This is a genomic window from Aquitalea sp. ASV11 (assembly GCF_016429185.1).
Lineage (GTDB): Bacteria > Pseudomonadota > Gammaproteobacteria > Burkholderiales > Chromobacteriaceae > Aquitalea > Aquitalea pelogenes.
On record NZ_JAELUD010000005.1, the window covers coordinates 61,390 to 81,444 of the forward strand.

Below are 20,055 nucleotides of genomic sequence, written 5' to 3' on the forward strand. Positions count from 1 at the left end.
TATGCTGTCAAAAGACTGATCGGGCAGCATATTTGCCGTTTTTTTGCCGTCACGCCAGGCTGTGCCGGACACGGCTTTGCCCCAAAAAATGCCGCTGTGGTTCCGTCATCAAATTTTTACTTGTCAAGCTGCGTGATGTTGTTAAAATCCGCGCTCGTTTTGCAATGCAAAACACCGACAATCAATTGTTTCGCTCCGACATCCCAGGCCCACATAAAAGCTTTGTAGCCCGAAAGCCGCGCACTAAGGAGCGGGGTTATCCATCGAATCATTGAGGGAAAATCTCATGGCTTGGACTGTGGCTGATAGCCGGAGCCTGTACGGCATCCGGCATTGGGGGGCGGGCTATTTCGACGTGGGCGACAACGGATGCATCCAGGTGCAGCCGAATGTGCGTCATGCCACACGTATCGATCTGCACGAATTGAGCCGTCAACTGGGGGCAAAAGGGCTGGATCTGCCGCTATTGGTGCGTTTTCCGGACATCCTGCAAGACCGCGTTACCCGCCTGTGCGGCGCATTTGACAATGCCATTGCCACGCAAAACTACGGCAATCGCTATACCGCCATTTACCCCATCAAGGTGAACCAGCAAGAAGCGGTGGTGAAAAGCATCATCGCCACCCGCGACGTGTCCATCGGCCTGGAAGCCGGCTCCAAGCCGGAACTGATGGCTGTGCTGGCGTTGGCGCCCAAGGGCGGCACCATCATCTGCAATGGCTACAAGGACCGCGAGTTCGTGCGTCTGGCGCTGATCGGCCAGAAGCTGGGCCATCAGGTGTTCATCGTCATCGAAAAAGAATCCGAAGTTGACCTGGCCATCGAAGAAAGCCAGAAGCTGGGCGTGCGCCCGATGCTGGGCATGCGCGTGCGCCTGTCCTCGCTGGCTAGCAGCAAATGGGCGGATACCGGCGGTGACAAGGGCAAGTTCGGCCTATCCGCTGCGCAGCTGATTTCCGCTGCCGACAAGCTGGCTGCTGCCGGCATGTCCGACTGCGTGCGGCTGATGCACTTCCACATGGGTTCGCAGATTGCCAATATCGGCGACTACCGTGCCGGCTTCCGCGAAGCCGTGCGTTACTTTGCCGAACTGCGTGCACTGGGCCTGCCCATCGACCACGTCGATGTGGGCGGTGGTCTGGGCGTGGACTATGACGGCACCCACTCGCGCAATGCCAGCTCCATCAACTATGACATGGACGAATACGCCCAGGTCATCGTGTCGATGCTGGCCGAGTTCTGCGACGAAAACGGCATTCCGCACCCGCGCATCCTGTCCGAATCCGGCCGCGCCATGACCGCGCACCACGCGGTGCTGATCATGAACGTGACCGATGTGGAGCGCCTGCCGGAAAGCGTGCCGGAAGTGGACGACCTGTCGGTACTGGCCAAGCCGGTGCGCAAGCTGTTCGAGCTGATGGAGCTGACCGACGAAGAAATGGTGACGGAAATCTATTACCGTGCCAGCCATTACGCCTCCGACGTGTCCGACCTGTACTCCGCTGGCCGTATTTCGCTGAAAGAAAAGGCCATGGCCGAGGACGTGCACGCCACCCTGTGCCGTCGTCTGCATCGCCAGCTGCAAGCCAGCCAGCGTTCGCAGCGCCAGGTTTACGACGAACTGACCGACAAGCTGGCCGACAAGTATTTCTGCAATTTCTCGGTGTTCCAGAGCCTGCCGGATACCTGGGCCATTGACCAGATCCTGCCCATCATGCCGGTACACCGGCTGGACGAGCAGCCCACCCGCCGCGCCGTGCTGCAGGATTTGACCTGCGATTCGGACGGCAAGGTGAAGCAGTATGTCGACCAGCAAAGTATCGAATCCAGCATGTCGGTGCATGATGTTGAACCCGGCAAGGAATACCTGATCGCCGTGTTCATGGTGGGTGCCTACCAGGAAATCCTGGGTGACATGCACAATCTGTTTGGCGATACCGACTCTGTCAACGTTTATGTACGCGACAACGGCCAGCTGGAGTTTGCAGGCGTGGAAGAGCATGACACCATCGAAGACATGCTGCGTTATGTGCATCTGTCGCCGGAAGAAATCCTCAACCGCTACGAAGAGAAGGCCCGTGCGGCCGACCTGTCCAGCGATGAGCGCAATGTGTTCTTTGCCGAATTCTGCCGTGGTCTGAAGCAGTCGTCCTATCTGTCGGTGTAAGCCGCGCAGGTCTGATGCCAAAGAAAAAGCCCTGAGTGATCAGGGCTTTTTTACGTCTGGAAGGGCTGGAATCAGCCTTCGGCTTCAACAAAGTCCAGCTCCGGCGGCTCGCGGCGGAAGAAGCCGGTGAGCTTGGCCAGATAGGCAATGCCCAGCGCCAGCCAGATCAGGCCCAGCATGATGGCACGGCTATCCAGGCTGAGCAGCAGCCACAGGTCGGCCAGCATGCCAATCAGTGGAAACAGCAGGAACAGGAAAAAGTCACGCGGCGCGCGGCGACGCTGACGCACGTAGTAGTGCGCAATCACCGACAGATTGACGAAGCTGAACGCGAGGAAAGCACCGAAGTTGATGAAGGATGTGGAAGTGGTGACATCCAGCTTCAGTGCCAGCAAGGCCACCACGCCGCAGATCACCAGATTGTTCACCGGGGTGCGAAAGCGCGCATGCAACTTGCCGAAGATGGACTGCGGCAGCACCGCGTCGCGGCCCATGGCGTACAGCAGGCGCGAGGCGCTGGCCTGCGCCGACAGGCCGGAGGCAAACTGGCCGATGATCAGGCCGATCAGGAAGATGCTGGCAAACAGGTCGCCGCCGATATTCTTGGCAATCTCGAACGCAGCATCATCCACGCTCTTGAACTGGCTGGACGGATGGGCCAGCTGCACAAAGTAGGACGCCACCACGAAAATCAGCCCGCCGATGATGGTAATCCACATGATGGCGCGTGGAATGGTGTGGCGTGCATCGCGGGTTTCCTCGGTAAGTGTGCTGACCGCATCAAAACCCAGAAAGGAATAACAGGCCACGGCGGCACCAGCCATGATCATCGGCAGCTTCATGTCGCCACGGAAGAAGGGCGCCAGATTCCACAAGGGCTTGCTGGCATCGCCCGCCACATAGTGGATGCACAGCGCGACAAAGGCCAGCAGCACCAGAAATTGCAGCAGCATCATCAGGTAGTTGACGGTATTGGCCATCTTCAGCCCGACGATGTTGATCAGCGTGGTGAACACGATGAAGGCAATCACCCATACGGCCATCGGAATGCTGGGGAAGGCTGACGCCAGATAGGCCGCGCCGATCAGCCAGATGGCCATTGGCAGGAACAGATAATCCAGCAACACCGCCCAGCCCACCAGAAAGCCCAGCTTGGCGTGGATGGATTTGCGGGTGTAGGTGTAGGCCGAACCGGCCACCGGAAAGGCCGCTGCCATGCGGCCATAGCTGTAGGCGGTAAACAGCATGGCCACCAGCGCCACCAGATAGGAGGCGGGGACCATGCCATCGGTCATTTGCGCCAGGATGCCAAAGGTACCCAGCACGATGATGGGCGTCATGTAGGCAAGGCCAAACAGCACCACGGAGCCCAGCGTCAGCGAGCGCTCCAGTTGTTTCGTTTCCATTGTTTCTCCTTTGTTGCTCATGTTTGTGTTTGTTGTCATGAGCCTGTCTCTTTTGTTTTGACTGCCAGTGATTGCTACGGCATGGCTAGTGCCGGATACGGAAGCTGCGCTGGCCGTTTTCGCCGTTGATGACTTCACCTGCCAGGGCAATACGCCGGTCGTGCAGATAACGGTAGTCGCGGCGGCTGGCCTCCAGTTGCGTCAGGTCCAGCGCCACGCGCAGTTGTTGCGGGTCGCGGCCACAGCTGGCCACCACTTGGCCAAAGGGGTTGATCACCGCGCTTTCGCCGGCAAATTGCAGGCCATCACCGCTGCCGCAGCGGTTGGTCATTACTGCGAACAGCTGGTTTTCCATGGCACGGGCGGTAATCGCGGTTCGATGCACCGGGCCGTACGGGTCCATATTGCCGTTGGTGACAATCAGCAGGTCCACTTCCTGCTGCGCCAGGGCGCGGGCGGTTTCCGGAAACTCGATATCGAAACAGATGAGGATGCCGACGCGCAGGCCTTCCCACTCGCAGCTCACCAGTGCATCGCCGGGGGTGAAGATGCCGTGGTCGGATGCCCACAGATGGGCTTTGCGGTAAGCCAGTGCCACGCCTTGCGGGGTGAGCAGTGCCGTTGTGTTGTAAAAGCGGCCTTCATGTGCCTCGGCAAAGCCGATGGCGATGCTGATGTTTTTCTCGCGTGCGGCCTGCTGGATGGTGCGGATGGCCGGGCCGGCTATGGGCTGGGCCAGCGCGGCGATATTGTCGGCGGTGGGAAAGCCGCTGAGGTAGGTTTCCGGAAATACCAGCAGGCGGGTATCCGGCCCGCAACGGGCGATGGCGTCCAGGGCGCTGGCGGTGTTGGCCGGGATGTCGCCATCGACACCGGGCAGCTGGGCCAGTTCTACAATCATGCTGTCTCCTTGGTTGAATGTTGTCAGACTACATCGCTGGTGCTACCCCGTTGTCAGCAGGGAGGCTGTTGGAGAGTCTGGAAGCGTGCTAGCTTGAGAAGCTGTCAGCGCAGGGCTCAGTATCGACTGCTGTCAGGCGTATGAAAATTACATCAAGTGGGTAACCAGATTGGGGTAGTCGTGGCCTTGGAAATACAGGATATCGCCTGGCATCGGACGGTGGGGCGTTTGATTGATCAGCTGGACAAACCGGTGTTCTGGCCGTCCCTGCTGGGGGTGCTGGCCGATTATGTGGCCTTTGACAGCTGGGTGGTGCTGCTGTTTTACCCGGACCGCCCGCCCACGGTGCTGGCCGAGCAGGACATGGCCGATGGCGGGGTGGATACGCTGTTTCAGGATTATCTGCAGGGACTGTACCGGCTGGACCCGTTTTATGTCGCCAGCCTGGAGTACCGCCATGCCGGGCTGCTGCGGCTGGACGAGGTGGCACCGGACCGTTTCCCCTTTACTGACTACTACCAGCGCTATTTCCGCCTGAACATTGTGGAGGATGAGGTACAATTCAACCTGCCTGGCGAGGATGGCTGCACCTTGTGTCTGTCGCTGGGGGCCGGACAGCGCTTTAGTCCCGAACAAATGGCTATCCTAAGCCTGTTGCAGCCCTGGGTACTGGCCCTGATGCGCCAGCGCCTGCATTTCGAGCAATTGGCGGCCAGCAGGCCCGCTGTGGCCGCCCCGCAGGCAGCCCCGGTCGGGCTGGAGGGGCAGGGCCTCACCCTGCGCGAGAACGAGGTGGCGCAGCTGATGCTGGGTGGTCATTCCAGCAAGGCGATTGCCCAGCGCTTGCAGATATCGGTGGAAACCGTGCGCGTGCACAAGAAACACCTGTACAGCAAGCTGGGCATCAATTCGCAATCCGAGCTGTTTTCGGTATTCCTGCGCGCCAGCCGGGCGTGAAAAAGCCTGCGCGTGGCAGGCTTGGTGTGATGCCGGGCTTGCTTACTGGATGATGCCGCCGCCCAGACAGATATCACCGTCGTACAGCACGGCAGACTGGCCCGGCGTCACCGCCCACTGTTTTTCGCGGAAGGTGAGGGTGGCCTGGCCATCCACTACCGGCGACAGCGAACAGGCCGCATCAGCCATGCGATAGCGGTTCTTGGCCGCGTATTCACCAGCGGCTGGTGCGCCGTTCAGCGTCCAGGACAAATCGCTCATCGCCAGTGTGGGCTTGAGCAGCAGCGGGTGGTCATGCCCCTGTACCACAATCAGCTTGTTACCCGGAATATCCTTGCCGGCGACAAACCACGGCTCGCCACTGCCATCCTTGCTGCCGCCTATGGTCAGGCCCTTGCGCTGACCCAGCGTGTAGTACATCAGGCCCATGTGCTCGCCCACCACCTTGCCGTCCGGCAGTACCATCTGGCCCGGTTGGGTGGGCAGATAGCGTTGCAGGAACTCGCGGAACGGGCGTTCGCCGATAAAGCAGATGCCGGTGGAGTCCTTCTTGGCCGCTGTCGGCAGGCCTGCTTCCTCGGCCAGTTTGCGCACTTCGGTCTTGCGGATGTCGCCCAGCGGGAAGATGGCTTTTGCCAGCTGGTGTTGCTGCAGGCGGTACAGGAAGTAGCTTTGGTCCTTGGTATGGTCCACTGCCTTCATCAGGTAGTGCAGCCCGTCCTTTTCCATCTTGCGCGCGTAGTGGCCGGTGGCGATGCAGTCGGCACCCAGTTCCAGCGCGTAGTCCAGAAAGGCCTTGAACTTGATTTCGGCATTGCACAGCACGTCCGGATTGGGGGTGCGGCCAGCCGAGTATTCCTTGAGGAAGTACGAGAACACGCGGTCCTTGTATTCCTTGGCGAAATTGACGATTTCCATGTCGATGCCGACGATGTCGGCCACACTCATGGCATCCAGTGCATCCTGCTTGATGGAGCAGTATTCGTCGTCGTTGTCGTCTTCCCAGTTCTGCATGAATACGCCGATGACTTCATGGCCCTGTTGCTTGAGCAGCCAGGCGGTTACCGACGAATCCACACCGCCGGACATGCCGACGACAATACGTTTCTTACCCGTCACGGGGAAAATCCTTCTTTCCAGAGAGCCAGGGGCACCACTACGGGTGGTTCCCCGAATGAATTGAACCAGCTGTCCACCACCCATTCCTGGCCGGTGTCCTGCTCGGTGATATGACTGGCAAAGTGTTGGGTCACCAGCCAGCGGGTGCGTCGCACAATGGGGTCGACCCGGTGAAAATGCAGCCAGCCCTGGGTTGCCAGGAACTGCAGGAAGGCTGAGTCGTTATGGCTGTGATCGATGCAGTCCATGCGGCCGTCGGCATCGTTGTCGAAGCGGTCGCCACCCTTGTCGTGCCACAGCGGGCTGTTTTGTGCCGACAGCCAGTACAGGGCCTGGACGGCACGCTGGATCTGGCTGCGTTCGGTACTGGCATCCTGCGGATGCTCGAACAGCCGGGCCAGCCAGTCGCGGGCTTCTTCGGAAATTTCCACTTCCAGCTGTTTGGCGCAGCCGTAATCATAACAGAGCTGCAAGGGGTCCGCATGCAGCGTCCCGGCGGCAAGCAGCATGCCAAGCCACAGGCAGCGGCGTAGCAGCAGGTGAAGATGGCGCAAGGTTTCCTCCCTTGCCGCCAGCTTCAGGGTTGATGGTGAATCAGGTCCAGGGCAAAACGTTGTCCCAGCCGGTAGTCATCCAGGCATTGCATGACAACCGGGCTGCGGTGTTGCGACAGGCGGGCGGCGATTTCATCGTAAGTAAGCCAGTGCGCGCTGACAATCCCTGTATCCAGTTTTTCTGCCGCGTGATGTTGCACCGCACGCGCGGTAAAGGCAAAACGCAGCCAGGTAATGTCGCTGTCCGGTTTGTCCACCATGTAAATGCCCACCAGGTGTTGTAATTCCACCTCCCAGCCGGTTTCCTCGCGGGTTTCGCGGATGGCGGCGGCAAACAGGGTTTCTCCGTGTTCCAGATGCCCGGCCGGCTGGTTGAAACGCAGGCCTTGCTCGGTTTCTTCTTCCACCATCAGATAGCGACCATCCCGTTCCACGATGGTGGCCACTGTGGTATTCGGCTTCCATTGCATGTGACTGCTCCTAATGTAATTGACAATCGTTATTATTTGAAAATACCATACAGAGAATTATTCTCATTCAGGGTTTGTGCCATGTATGTCTGCTTGTGCAACGCGGTAACCGACAGCCAGATCCGTCAGGCAGTAGAAGACGGTGCCACTCGCATGTGTGACCTGCGGGCAGAGCTGGGTGTGGCTTCCGAGTGCGGCAAGTGTGCCTGTTGTGCCAACCAGCTGCGCAAGGAAACGCTGCAGCAGATGAGTGCCTGTCATCCGGGGCGTGCTGTTGCCTGAGTGGGCAGGGCATGTTGTGATGAAATGACGTCGGCAGTGGCGTAAAAAAAGGGGGCCTTGGCCCCCTTTGCTATTTGTGCCGACTGCTTATTTGCCAGCACTGGACTGTTTCTTGGCTGCCGGTGCCGAGGCATCAGGCGCCGGGTCTTCCTGCTCTTCCCATGGCAGGGCAACCTTCTTGCTGTTGATGGTGAGATTGCCGCCCTTGTAGTTCAGCTGGGTGGAAATCTGCCCCTTGTCTTCATTGATGAATTTTTCATCCTTCCACTGCGTCAGCTGGCTGTCCAGCAGATTGCGCGCCAGGTCTTCCACTTCACCCATGTTCGGCTGCACTTCCGCGCTCTGGTCCACCATGAACAGGGTGCGGGCTTGCGCCACCACCAGGTTTTCCAGGGTCTTGCGCGGCAGGCTTAGCTTGGCTTCCACTTCAAAACGCTTGAGGAAAGCGGTGGAGTTGTTCAGGTCGGCCTGCTGCAGTCCGTTCAGCCCCAGGCTGCCTTGCAGTGTGGTTTCACCGCTGGGCATCTTCAGGTAGAAGTCGTTGATCACCAGCTTGGGATTGTTGGTGAGCAGCGGAATGCCGGTCTGCTTGATGGTGTCGATATACTGCTTGCGCAACACCGCCGGGTCCACGCCTTCAAACGGAATCTGGCTGATGGCCTGATCCAGTTTCAGCAGGGTGGGGCCGTGCAGATGGTTGGCCGACACGTCCAGCCGCATCGGGCCGTAGTGCTGGTCGTTGTAGTTGAACTCGGCAAAGTCCAGCTTGCCGCGGGTATTGACGAATTCGTCCTGCTCGCTGCTGACTATCTGGTAGCGGAAGTTTTTCAGCGATACCGCCGACGGCTTGAATTCGCCGGACGGGTTGATGAATTCACCCACCCGCATGCGCGTCATCAGGTAAACCAGCTCGTTCAGCTTGATGCTGTAAGGAACGCTGTCCTTCCAGTTGAGCTGCACATTGCCCACGGTCAGTTCGCTGGTGCCCAGCTTGATGCCGGTGGCCCCGGGACGGATGTCGGATACATAACGCACGCCATCAAAGGCCAGGCTGCCCTTGCTGGAGGCTTCCAGCAGGAAGCCCGGCGAATTGGCTTCGGTCTTGTATTCCTTGTAGCCCGATGCATAGTCCAGCTTCAGGTCGAAGCCTTTCCATTTCATCTTCACGCCGGACAGCGCTTCTTCGTAGTCGAAGGACGGCACGTTGATGTTCAATGCGCCACCGCCGCCAAAACCCAGACGGTTGGTGATGGTGATCGGGTCCTTGTCGCCAAAGAAGGTCTTGAGCGTTTTGCGGGTGGCATCGCTCATGGCGAATTCCGTGGTGACCAGCGCGCGTGCAGGACGGAAATCCAGGCTGGACAGGCCGGGGAAGGGGCCATGCTTGATGTGGTTGGTGAACTTGATGGTGGAGTTCAACAAGGGCTTGAAGTTGTCCGGCAGCATGCTCTCATACGGCCCGGACAGGCGGCGATTGAATTCCAGCTCGGTGGTTTCGGTGGAGGAGAACCAGCCGCGGTCATAGCTGTGGGACTTCACCTTGAATACGGGCAGGCTGGCCAGCATCTTGTACTGTTCTTCCAGCGTGTCTTCGGCTTTCATGCCGGCCCAGAAGGCAGCCGCGCCATTGAACACCAACAGGCCACCGAGGGTGGCTCCCGCAATAATCAGACGTCGTTTTGGCAACACAAGCGTTTTTCTGAAGGGTGTGTGGAATAAGGCCCTATGGTACACCATGCACGCCGCAAGTCGAACCTTAGAAAACACCCTGACACTGCCATGTCTATTGGTTAAAATGGAGGATTGCCCATTTACAAGGTTGTCTGCCCGCATGTTTTGGCTTAACGGTTTGCTGGATCTCCCGTGGTGGGGGTATATCGTCGTTGCCCTGGTACTGACGCACATCACCATTGCCTCGGTCACCATTTTTCTGCACCGCCATCAGGCGCATCGTGCGCTGGACCTGCATCCGCTGCCCAGCCATTTCTTCCGTTTCTGGCTGTGGCTGACCACCGGCATGGTGACCAAGCAGTGGGCCGCCATCCACCGCAAGCATCACGCCAAGTGCGAAACCCCGGATGACCCCCATAGTCCGCAGATCCTGGGTATCAGGAAAGTGTTGTGGGAAGGCGTGGAGTTGTACCGCGCCGCCTGCAAGGATCAGTCCATCATGGACAAGTTCGGTCACGGTACGCCCGATGACTGGATCGAGCACAAGCTGTACACACCACACTTTGGCAAGGGCATCTTCCTGATGCTGGCCATCGACCTGTTGCTGTTCGGCCCGGCCGGCTTGTCCATCTGGGCGGTGCAGATGGTGTGGATCCCGTTCTGGGCGGCGGGGGTCATCAATGGCCTGGGCCACTGGTGGGGCTATCGCAATTTCGAGAACGAAGACGCGTCCACCAATATTTTCCCCTGGGGCATCATCGTGGGCGGTGAAGAGCTGCACAATAATCACCACACCTTCGGCACCTCGGCCAAGCTGTCGTACAAATGGTACGAGTTTGACATCGGCTGGATGTACATCCGCATGCTGGAAATCTGCCATCTGGCCAAGGTACGCCGCGTGGCACCGCGTCTGGCTCAGGATGCCAGCCGTCCGCAGCTGGACCTGGAGCATCTGCAGGCCATCATTTCCAACCGTTACGCCATTGCCGCACGTTATGCGCGCGAGCTCAAAGAGGTGTATCGCAAGGAGCTGGAACAGGTCAGCCTGCCTGATATGGACGATCTGTCGCACAAGATGAAAATCTGGCTGAAGCAGGATGCAAAGGACACGCCGGAGTGTGACAAGGCGCAACTGGAACTGTTGCTGCAGCACAGCCCTACGCTGACAACGGTGTATACCATGCGTCAGGAGCTGTGCCGGCTGTGGGAACGCTCCTCGCTGACACGGGAACAGCTGCTGCACGAACTGCAGGACTGGTGCCTGCGGGCCGAGCAATCCGGCATTGCCGCGCTGGAGCGGTTTGCCCTGAATTTGCGTACGACCGCCGTGGCCTGAGGCTTTTGGTCTGGCGCAAGAAAAAACCCGCCGTCCTGGCGGGTTTTTTTACGGCCAAACAAGATGGCTATTCGGTAATGCTCTGGTTCCAGTAGGCCTGCTTGATGTAAGGCATGGCAGTCAGTTGGGCGGCAATCCCTTCCAGTACCGCTGAGTCGGCCGAGGTCGACAACAAGGTGGCGGTAATTTCCACATCGTCATCACCAAACGGCTCGACATTCACGTCGCCCAGCGGGTACTGCGCCCGCTCCAGCAGCGCGTCTATCATGGAGAAAGCCAGCTTTTGCTGTTCCTCGTCGCTGATCACGCATAGCTGGTAGGTGACTTCGCTGTGCTCATCATCCAGCGGTGTACGGTTGATCGAGTTCACTACCGGACGCAGCAGAGTGTTGGCGGCCAGCACGAAGATGGCATCCAGTAATGCCGCATCCAGCAAGCCTGCTCCGGCGCAGGCACCGGCAGCGGCCGAACCCCACAAGGTGGCGGCAGTATTCAGCCCGCGTACATTCAGGCCTTCCTTCATGATGGTGCCGGCACCCAGAAAACCGACGCCGGATACCACATAGGCCACCACGTGAGTGGCGCCTTCATTGCCGCCCAGCCGCATGGCCAGATCAACAAAAGCAGCTGCGCCCACGGCAACCAGTGCATTGGTGCGCAGGCCGGCAGTACGCTGGCGCACCTGGCGCTCGTAACCGATGGCCGAGCCCAGCAAAAAGGCAGTAACCAGCGCGATAAAGGAATGGGTAAAGACAGAAAATTCGAAGTGCATGCAGCCTCCTGTTGTTATGGTCTGGTGCAGGCGTATGTGTAACAGCTGGCGATTGCAATCTGACGAAACCGCCAGCTGTCATGCGAGGCGAGGGCAGGACCATGGCGTCCTGCCAGGGTGTTACAGCATGGAGGCGACAACCTTGTAGATCACCATGCCCATGGCCACGACCAGATAACCACGCAGCACGGCCATCCACAGCTTGTTACGCTGTGACAGCACCAGCGGGGGCAACTGGTCCAGCGCCGGCATGCGCCAGGTATGCATGTGATGCAAATCCACCTTGCGTGCCTTGTGATGCGGAACCTGGCTCTTTTCCATTTCTTCGCGGGCATGCAGCACGTTCACCACGATGGCGATGATCAGGCCGACCACGCTGCCACCAATCAGGATATTGCTGATGGTTTCGCCCGACATGTCGGGGAAGACCACCGCCGCAGTCAGGATGATGGACAGCAGCACCAGTACCGCCACGATGATGGCCGACAGCACATTGAAGAAGCGACCGTTCACCCACGGGCCCAGTACATCCTTGTCATTGCACAGCAACAGCAGGAAGACCGTGGCGCTGGGCAGCAGCACGCCGGCCAGGGTTTGCACGGCATTGGTCAGCAGGCCCAGCGGCACGCCCGGAATCAGCACCAGTGCGGCAGCCAGCACGATCAGGCCGCAATACATGGCATAGAAACCCTTGGCGTCACCCGGCTTGCGGTGCAGCGAGTGTTTCAGGCTCAGTACATCGCCCAGCGCATAAGCGGTGGACAGCGATACCGCCATGGCGCCGATGATGCTGGCGTCAATCAGGGCGATGGCAAACAGCGTGCCGGGCAGGCGGCCATAGTATTTGGCCAGGCCATGGGCGACCGCGCCGGCATCCTGGAAGTTGCCGAACTCCGGATGACCCATGAACACCTGGGCGGTGAAGGCAATCATGGCCACCGCACCAATCACCACCAGTGCAATGCCCAGCCACAGATCGGCACGCTCATAGGAGATGAAACGCGGGGTAATGCGCTTGTCGATCAGATAGCTTTGCTGGAAGAACAGCTGCCACGGTGCCACGGTGGTGCCGACAATGCCGATGATCAGCAGCATCACGTCGGCCAGCTTGCCGCCAGCCGGCATTTGCGGCACCAGGAAATCATGCGCCACCTGGGTCATGGGCGGGTGCACCATCACCAGGATGGGAAGCAGCAGCAGGCTGCCGGCCACCAGAATCAGCGAAAAGCGCTCGAAGCGGCGGAAGTCGCCGGTACTGGCCGACAGCATGATGAATACCGCAGCCAGGCCCACGCCGACAATTTTGGGTACACCCAGAAAATCCATCCCCAGGCTGATGCCGATGAATTCGGTGACGATGGTCAGCGCATTGAGCAGGAACAGGTCGATGGCGCTGAACGCCCCCCAGAATTTGCCAAAGCGTTCCAGGATCAGCCGGGCATGGCCCACGCCGGTGACGGCCCCCAGGCGCAGCACCATTTCCTGATTCACGTACAGGACGGGAATGAGCAGTGCCAGCGTCCACAGCAGCGAGGTGCCGTAGTTTTGTCCGGCCTGGGCGTAGGTGCTGAAGGCACCGGCATCGTTGTCTCCCACCATCACGATGAGGCCGGGGCCGAGAATGGCCAGCAGGGTCTTGAATTTGGCCATCCAGCCATGGCGGGCATCGGTGTCGTTGTGACGGATGGTGCCCAGCGCACCGCGGATGTCTCCGATGTGGGCGCTATCCAGTACGGCGGTGCGGTTATCCTGTTTGGACATGTGTTACTCCCTGAAACTGTTACTGCATAAGCATTCTGGTGCGGTCCGACGGCTCGGATCTGCCTTTCAGGGGGTATGGATGTCTGGTCTCATGGCAGGCATGAAACGCGAGATATCCAGGCATCCTGCTGGCTTGTCGTGGCGAGGTCGGTACGGCAAAACGGCGTGGCGCAAGGGCCGGGTCGGGGAGGTCACACAGAGGGGAGGCGGGAGGGGAAGGGGATGTCAGTGGCGATAGGGCATCCTCATCGTACTGCTCGCCGTCATGCTGCTCTGTGTGACCGCGCTACTGGGGTAGGGGTCCATGTTTGTCCTTTTACTGGTCTTGGCATCGGGCGATGCCGGTCAATCACTGTTTGCCGGACGTCGGCGGGCAGGCAGTCTCAGGCCTGCTTGCAGCCGTGCAGGGCGATGCGCAGATGGCGGTACAGCCAGCTCCACACGCTTTCATCGTGGCAGGTGAATTCATAGTGGTCCGGCAGTTGCCGGGCCTGGTTCTGTTCTGTGGACAGCAGCATTGCGTAGTGCATGATCAGGCTCCTGAAGTGGCTTCGGGCGCTGCCTGATGGTGTCGGATGCAGACGGATCAGGCATTACCCGTGAAAGTTCATGGGCAAAGAAGGACATCGATCACTGTCGGATGGCATGGCGGCTCCTTTCTCGTCTGTGGCCGGGTCGGGCGCAGAGGCTGCAAAGTCAGCAACGCAATGCGGCATCTGGCTGCAAGCGCAAGCTGGGCGACAAGGCACGGCTTAGCGACAGCGCAATGCTGCACGGGCAACTGGTAGGGCGGGGTGCACGGGGGTGAAACAAGGGGGTGAAGCAGGTGCGCACCATCTTGATCTGACAAGACGGCGGCGGGGGAATACGGCGCAGGTCTTGGCGGATCAGCTCAAAACAGTTTGTTGATGACTGGGGCAGTCCAAGGCAGTAGACCTGAATTAAAAAGATGCGCGGATTCTAGTCCCCGCTGTTTGCGGGTGTCAATCGCGATTGACAGCTTTTTGTGCCATTGCAGCAAAAAAGTTCCGCGACTGTGTCATCACCGCTGCAGCGGTGCGTTCTTGCCGTTTTTACGCCGGTTTTTTGCAGCTGGCACCGTGTTCGCCCAGGGGGAGGCACTGTGTACCGCCTGCTTTAGCGGTAGAATCTGCGCTTTCCCACCTTGCAGCAAAGGAAGCAGCATGAGCATCTATCGTCACAAGCAGGGCGCCCGTCTGGCCGAAGCCGCCGTGTGCAACGGCATGATTTTCCTCGCCGGTCAGGTGCCGGAAAACACCGATGCCGACGCCCAGGCGCAAACTGCCAATGTACTGGCCCAGATCGACACCCTGCTGGCCGAACTGGGCTCGGACAAGAGCAAGATTCTGGATGTCACCATTTTCCTGGCAAGCCTGGCCGACTACGATGCAATGAATGCTGCCTGGGACGCCTGGGTACCGGCTGGCAATGTACCGGCGCGTGCCACTGTGGAAGCCAAACTGGCCAACCCGGCATGGAAAGTGGAAATCAAGCTGGTGGCTGCCAGCTGAGCCATCACTGGCTGAAGAAGAAAAACCCGCTACGGCGGGTTTTTTCTTGTGTGAGTCTGGTACTCAGAAACTGCCTGTGTAGCGCAATGTATCGGCCACCGGCTTGCCGGTGATGAAATCGCTACAGGCCTGCAGCACGCTATCAGTCAGGTCGGCGCGCTGCGCGCTGACCGGCAGCACCGGCAGGCTGCGCATCCATGTGAGCTGGCGCTTGCACAACTGGCGGGTGGCGGCCACGCCGCGTTCGATGAATTCCGCCTCGCTGCATAGCCCGTCCAGATAGTCCCACGCCTGGCGATAACCCACGCAGCGCATGGAGGGCAGGTCGGGCGTGAGCGTCGGGTAGTCCTGACGCAGGCGGCGAACCTCACCCAAAAAATCCTGCTGCAGCATCAGGTCGAAGCGCTGGGCAATGCGCTGGTGCAGCCAGCTGCGTTCTTCCGGCACCAGTGCCAGCGGCAGACAGTTAAAGTCGGCGGCGGCTTCCTTGCCACGGGCAATCAGGCTGGACATGGTCTGGCCGCTGAGCAGGCAGATTTCCAGCGCACGGTGAATGCGCTGCGCGTCATTGGGGGTGAGGCGGGCGGCGGTGTCCGGGTCCAGCACGGCCAGTCTGGCGTGCATGGCGGGCCAGCCGATACGGCCGGCTTCGGCATCCAGTTCCGCCCGCAGGGCCGGGTCGGCTTGCGGCAGGTCAGACAAGCCTTCCAGCAGCGCCTTGTAGTACAGCATGGTGCCGCCCACCAGCAGCGGCATATTGCCACGCGCACGGATTTCAACGATCAGCCGGTTGGCATCGGCATGAAACTGCGCGGCGGAATAGGTCTCCAGCGGGCTGATGATGTCAATCAGATGGTGCGGACAGACGGCCATTTCGTCTGGTGTGGGTTTGGCGCTGCCGATATCCATGCCGCGGTACACCAGGGCCGAATCCACGCTGATGATTTCCACCGGGAAATGACGGGCCAGCGCCAGCGCGAGGCCGGTCTTGCCGGAAGCGGTGGGGCCCATCAACAGAATGGCGTCGGGTGTGAGTGACATGGTGTGGTCTTTGTACTGGCTGGGTCTGGGGCGGGATTGTCGCACAGCTGCATCCGCCCCGGAACCGCTTTTACGGCTGTGGCGCCAGCAGGCTGGCGGCGTAGCTGTCCAGCTGTTGCAGGATGTCCTGCTGGGCCGGTGTCAGCTCGCGCTCGCGTACGGCTGCCATTTCCTGCTGGAACTGCGCCAGGTTGCGCCCGCCCACACCATCCTGCAGCTTGTGCTGGCACCAGTCGCGCCAGCGCTGGCTTTCTTCATCTGACAGGCTGGTGGGGAAGTTGCGTGCGCGGTAGCGGAACAGCAATTCACCCAGTTGGGCGTCTTCGAAAAAGGCCATCTCGCCAGTCAGTTGGGAGGCGGATTTCAGTCGCAGCTTGTTCAGCACCTTGCGGTCGTTATTGCTGACAAAGCCGCCGTACAGGTTTTCGTCCACATCGCGCGGCTCGCCCGCTTCGCGGCGATAGACCTGCCGCCAGGTGTGGCTGAGGTCGGGCAGGGCGGCGGCGCTGGCGGCGTGCTGTTGTATCTGCACCATGTCCACGCCCCAGTGCGCTGCCCGGTCTGCGCCCAGTACCTTGAGGTTGGCCACGACAAAGGGCGATTTGTTGATGTGGATGGTCTTGAGCGGCAGCCGGGTCATGCCCTCCGGCAGCTCTTCGGTACGGGTGTAGATGCGCTGGCGGATGTCGTCGGCACTCAGGCCGCGCAGCATGGCCGGGTCGAAGGCCAGGTCCCATACAATCACTTCATTGCTGTTGGTGGGGTGCTGGGCCAGCGGCCAGACAATGGCCAGATTGCCGCGCTCGGCACCGTACATGCCGGAGATGTGCAGCAGCGGCTGCGGCTTGTGCAGGTTCAGTTGTGCCTTCACCGCGTCTTTTTTGCGCAGGCTGAGGTAATAGTCGAACAGCTTGGGCTGCTTTTGCCTGATCAGCCGCGCCAGTGCAATGGTGGCGCGTACATCCGACAGCGCGTCATGGGCGGCTTCGTGCAGCAGGCCGTTGGCGGCGGACAGGTGTTCCAGCTTGAAACTGGGGCGGCCGTCTTCGTGTTGTGGCCATGCAATGCCTTCTGGCCGCAGCGCATAGGTGGCGCGCACCAGGTCCAGAATGTCCCAGCGGCTGCACTGGTTTTGCCATTCGCGGGCATAGGGGTCGATCAGGTTGCGCCAGAACAGAAAGCGGCTGACTTCATCGTCAAAGCGCAGCGTGTTGTAGCCCACGCCGATGGTGCCGGGGGCGGCCAGTTCGCGTTCGATCACCGCGGCGAACTCATGCTCGGCCACCCCGTGTTGCAGGCAGTGCTGCGGGGTGATGCCGGTGAGCAGGCAGGCTTCCGGCGCGGGCAGGTAGTCTGGCGCGGGCTGGCAGTACAGCATTACGGGTTCGCCGATTTCGTTCAGCTCGGCATCGGTACGTACCCCGGCAAATTGCGAGGGGCGGTCCTGGCGCGGCACGGCGCCGAAGGTTTCATAGTCGTGCCAGAAGAATGTATGCATGGCGGTAGCGTCATGGTTGAACGAGGCGGAGGTTGGCAGTCTGGGGCAAGGCTGCCGGGCGGCGCAAGGGCCGGCGGGTCAGCCCTGATGGAAGCAGCGGCCGCACACGGCACGATAGCGCGCCTCGCCGCCTATCTCCACTTGCGGGCCTTGCACCACGCGGCTGCCATCGGCATTGATGCGGATATGCATGGTGGCTTTCTTGCCGCAGGCGCAGATGGTCTTGATTTCTTCAATCTCTTCGGCGCGGGTCAGCAGCCAGGTGGATCCGGCAAAGGGGTGGCCCTGAAAATCCACCCGCAGGCCAAAGCAGATCACCGGGATATTGCGGGTGTGGGCCAGCCGGTGCAGCTGGCAGACCTGATCCGGCGTCAGGAACTGGGCTTCGTCCAGCAGGATGCAGCTGATGCCGGCCCAATCCAGTGACAAAAAGTCGGTATCACCGGCAAAGGTGTGTGCCTGACGCTGGATGCCCAGCCGGGAGGAAATCATGCCCACGCCAAAGCGGTCGTCAATGGCGGCGGTATACAGGGCAACCTGCTTGCCCATGGTTTCGTAGTTGTTGGCGATCTGCAGCAACTGGGTGCTCTTGCCGCTGTTCATGGCGGCGTAGCGGAAAAACAGTTTGGCCATAGGTGTTCTGTCTTGTGGTCCGGTGTGGTTCAGCGCCCGCGCATGAACAGATTGTCCAGGTCTTTCATGCTCAGGCGCGACCAGGTGGGGCGGCCATGATTGCACTGGTTGGAGCGTTCGGTGCTTTCCATGTCGCGCAGCAAGGCGTTCATCTCGGTCAGCGTCAACTGGCGGTTGGCGCGTACCGCGCCGTGGCAGGCCATGGTGGCCAGCAGCTCGTTACGGCGCTCGGTCAGTACCTGGCTGAGGCCGAATTCGCGCACATCCTTCAGCACGGCGCGTGCCAGATCCACCGGATTGCCGTCCTGCAGCCACACCGGCACACCGCGTACGGCAATCTGGGTGGGGGACAGCGGTGCCAGTTCCACGCCAAGTTGCTTCATCTGCTCGCCATGCTCGTGCACGGTGGCTACTTCCATGCGGTCGGCGGCAAACGACACCGGCAGCAGCAAGGGCTGCATCGGAATGGTGTCGGCCTCCAGTGCGGTTTTCAGCCGTTCGTAGACAATGCGCTCGTGAGCGGCATGCATGTCCACCACGATCAGCCCGTCCTCGCACTGGCTCAGGATATACACGCCATGCAGCTGGGCCAGCGCAAAACCCAGCGGCGGAATGCCTTCGCTGGCTTGCGGCAGGGCTTGCAACTGGCTTGGCGACAACATGGCGGGCAGGGGGCTGGCTGGTACTGCTGCTTCCTCGGCCAGGCGGCGGCTTTCTTCTTCGCGCAGCCCGCCAAACATCTTGTCGTAGGTGCCAATGGCTTCGCGCGCCACATGCAGCGGCATGCTCTGTTGCTGATAGCTGAACGGCCGTGCCGGGGTGTGGCTGCTGCCGGTAGATAGCGGTGCCGGGCTGCGCGGCGGAAACAGTGCTGCTTGTGGTTCTGCAGTATTGGCGCTGGTGTTGATGTCGCCCTGTGCCGGTACCGGGCTGCTGCTACCGGCGGCGGTGGCAGCCAGTGCCTTGTTGATGCTGTGAAACAGAAACTGGTGGATGGCCTGGCTTTCGCGAAAGCGCACCTCGATCTTGGTGGGGTGGACATTAACGTCCACGCCGGCCGGATCCATCGACAGGAACAGCGCATACACCGGGTGGCGCTCGTGATGCAGCACATCGCGGTAGGCCTGACGCAGCGCGTGCTGGGCGGTCTTGTCACGCACAAAGCGGCCATTCACATAAAAATACTGTGCGTCGCGGCTGGCCTTGGAGTAGGTGGGCGAGCCGACAAAGCCGTTCAGCGTCATGCTGCCCGCTGCGGTTTCCACCGTGATGGCTTCGGCAATGAAGTCCTTGCCCAGCAGTGCCGCCACCCGTGCCTGCATGTCTTGCGCCGGCAAGCGCCAGATCACCTTGCCATTGTGGCGCAGCATGAACTCCACCTGCGGATGCGCCAGCGCAATGCGCTCGAAGGTGGCCTCGCAGTGGGCGTATTCGGTGTTTTCACTCTTGAGGAATTTGCGCCGCGCGGGGGTGTTGAAGTACAGGTCCACCACTTCCACGCTGGTGCCGGGTGCGTGCGCGGCGGGCTCCACCGGATGCAGTGCGCCGTCGATGGCGATGATCTGGTGGGCGTGTGCACTGTCGGCGGGACGGCTGGTGAGGGTGAGGCGCGAGACGGAAGCCACGCTGGCCAAGCCCTCACCGCGAAAACCCAGTGTGCCCACCTGTTCCAGGTCATCCAGCGAGGCAATCTTGCTGGTGGCGTGGCGGTCCAGCGCCAGCGGCAAATCATCGGCTGCAATGCCGCCGCCATTGTCGGTGACGCGGATCAGCTTGATGCCGCCCTGGGCCAGGTCGACGGTGATCTTGCTGGCACCGGCATCCAGGCTGTTTTCCAGCATTTCCTTCAGGGCAGAGGCGGGGCGTTCCACCACTTCGCCAGCGGCAATCTGGTTGACCAGGTGATCAGGGAGCTTGTGAATGCGTTTCATAGGCCGTCGATGATAATGCCGGAC

Annotated in this window: 18 protein-coding genes; 5 read left to right on the forward strand and 13 right to left on the reverse strand. The window is 60.3% G+C overall.

From position 1 onward, the window contains the following. The first annotated feature begins 286 nt into the window (after positions 1-286). The gene (gene speA, locus JHD62_RS03255) at positions 287-2,167 is read left to right on the forward strand and encodes an arginine decarboxylase (protein ID WP_199101749.1); all 1,881 of its coding nucleotides are present in this window, start codon (positions 287-289) and stop codon (positions 2,165-2,167) included. 71 nt (positions 2,168-2,238) lie between these two features. Here speA and JHD62_RS03260 read toward each other — a convergent pair whose 3' ends face one another. Both JHD62_RS03260 and JHD62_RS03265 read right to left on the reverse strand, forming a co-directional pair. Next, a complete protein-coding gene (locus JHD62_RS03260; protein ID WP_199101750.1) occupies positions 2,239-3,573 on the reverse strand; it encodes an APC family permease in 1,335 nt (444 codons plus the stop codon). 85 nt (positions 3,574-3,658) lie between these two features. Next, entirely contained in the window at positions 3,659-4,474 is an 816-nt protein-coding gene (locus tag JHD62_RS03265; RefSeq protein WP_199101751.1) for a carbon-nitrogen hydrolase family protein, read from the reverse strand. Between the two features lie 180 nt (positions 4,475-4,654). Here JHD62_RS03265 and JHD62_RS03270 point away from each other — a divergent pair, with 180 nt between their 5' ends. Further along, a complete protein-coding gene (locus JHD62_RS03270; protein ID WP_199101752.1) occupies positions 4,655-5,431 on the forward strand; it encodes a LuxR family transcriptional regulator in 777 nt (258 codons plus the stop codon). Positions 5,432-5,473: 42 nt separating this feature from the next. Here the strand turns inward: JHD62_RS03270 and mnmA are convergent, their stop codons facing one another. The 3 genes from mnmA to JHD62_RS03285 are packed head-to-tail and all read right to left on the reverse strand — an operon-like array spanning position 5,474 to position 7,574. Further along, positions 5,474-6,550: a tRNA 2-thiouridine(34) synthase MnmA gene (gene mnmA, locus JHD62_RS03275; protein WP_199101753.1), complete on the reverse strand. Its 1,077-nt coding sequence runs from the start codon at positions 6,548-6,550 to the stop codon at positions 5,474-5,476. Beyond that, positions 6,547-7,104, reverse strand: a complete 558-nt coding sequence (locus tag JHD62_RS03280; protein WP_199101754.1) for a hypothetical protein — start codon at positions 7,102-7,104, stop codon at positions 6,547-6,549. The genes mnmA and JHD62_RS03280 overlap by 4 nt, the downstream gene beginning before the upstream one ends. Before the next feature lie 23 nt (positions 7,105-7,127). Next, entirely contained in the window at positions 7,128-7,574 is a 447-nt protein-coding gene (locus tag JHD62_RS03285) for an NUDIX hydrolase (RefSeq protein ID WP_199101755.1), read from the reverse strand. 81 nt (positions 7,575-7,655) lie between these two features. Between JHD62_RS03285 and JHD62_RS03290 the strand changes: the two genes are divergently transcribed. Next, positions 7,656-7,856 carry a (2Fe-2S)-binding protein gene (locus tag JHD62_RS03290; RefSeq protein WP_045845189.1) on the forward strand — a complete coding sequence of 67 codons (201 nt, stop codon included), beginning with the start codon at positions 7,656-7,658 and terminating at the stop codon, positions 7,854-7,856. 87 nt (positions 7,857-7,943) lie between these two features. On the opposite strand, the gene JHD62_RS03295 is transcribed toward JHD62_RS03290, so the two are convergent. Beyond that, positions 7,944-9,545, reverse strand: coding sequence for a YdgA family protein (locus JHD62_RS03295; RefSeq protein ID WP_242673501.1), 1,602 nt, complete (start codon positions 9,543-9,545; stop codon positions 7,944-7,946). Between the two features lie 142 nt (positions 9,546-9,687). Between JHD62_RS03295 and JHD62_RS03300 the strand changes: the two genes are divergently transcribed. After that, the gene (locus JHD62_RS03300) at positions 9,688-10,863 is read left to right on the forward strand and encodes a fatty acid desaturase (RefSeq protein WP_199101756.1); all 1,176 of its coding nucleotides are present in this window, start codon (positions 9,688-9,690) and stop codon (positions 10,861-10,863) included. 67 nt (positions 10,864-10,930) lie between these two features. Here the strand turns inward: JHD62_RS03300 and JHD62_RS03305 are convergent, their stop codons facing one another. From JHD62_RS03305 to JHD62_RS03315, 3 genes are all read right to left on the reverse strand, one after another. After that, positions 10,931-11,635, reverse strand: a complete 705-nt coding sequence (locus tag JHD62_RS03305; RefSeq protein WP_199101757.1) for an MgtC/SapB family protein — start codon at positions 11,633-11,635, stop codon at positions 10,931-10,933. Positions 11,636-11,755: 120 nt separating this feature from the next. Then, complete coding sequence (locus JHD62_RS03310; protein ID WP_199101758.1) at positions 11,756-13,396, reverse strand: NRAMP family divalent metal transporter; 1,641 nt, start codon at positions 13,394-13,396, stop codon at positions 11,756-11,758. Between the two features lie 383 nt (positions 13,397-13,779). Continuing rightward, positions 13,780-13,926: a hypothetical protein gene (locus JHD62_RS03315; RefSeq protein WP_199101759.1), complete on the reverse strand. Its 147-nt coding sequence runs from the start codon at positions 13,924-13,926 to the stop codon at positions 13,780-13,782. Between the two features lie 654 nt (positions 13,927-14,580). On the opposite strand from JHD62_RS03315, the gene JHD62_RS03320 reads away from it, so the two are divergent. Then, the gene (locus tag JHD62_RS03320; RefSeq protein WP_062788479.1) at positions 14,581-14,928 is read left to right on the forward strand and encodes a RidA family protein; all 348 of its coding nucleotides are present in this window, start codon (positions 14,581-14,583) and stop codon (positions 14,926-14,928) included. Between the two features lie 63 nt (positions 14,929-14,991). Here JHD62_RS03320 and miaA read toward each other — a convergent pair whose 3' ends face one another. From miaA to mutL, 4 genes are all read right to left on the reverse strand, one after another. Then, positions 14,992-15,969, reverse strand: a complete 978-nt coding sequence (miaA, locus tag JHD62_RS03325) for a tRNA (adenosine(37)-N6)-dimethylallyltransferase MiaA (protein ID WP_199101760.1) — start codon at positions 15,967-15,969, stop codon at positions 14,992-14,994. Between the two features lie 70 nt (positions 15,970-16,039). Beyond that, positions 16,040-17,467, reverse strand: a complete 1,428-nt coding sequence (sbcB, locus tag JHD62_RS03330; RefSeq protein ID WP_199101761.1) for an exodeoxyribonuclease I — start codon at positions 17,465-17,467, stop codon at positions 16,040-16,042. A gap of 78 nt (positions 17,468-17,545) precedes the next feature. After that, positions 17,546-18,100: a thymidine kinase gene (locus JHD62_RS03335; protein ID WP_045845181.1), complete on the reverse strand. Its 555-nt coding sequence runs from the start codon at positions 18,098-18,100 to the stop codon at positions 17,546-17,548. 29 nt (positions 18,101-18,129) lie between these two features. After that, positions 18,130-20,031, reverse strand: coding sequence for a DNA mismatch repair endonuclease MutL (mutL, locus tag JHD62_RS03340; protein ID WP_199101762.1), 1,902 nt, complete (start codon positions 20,029-20,031; stop codon positions 18,130-18,132). Positions 20,032-20,055 lie beyond the last annotated feature (24 nt).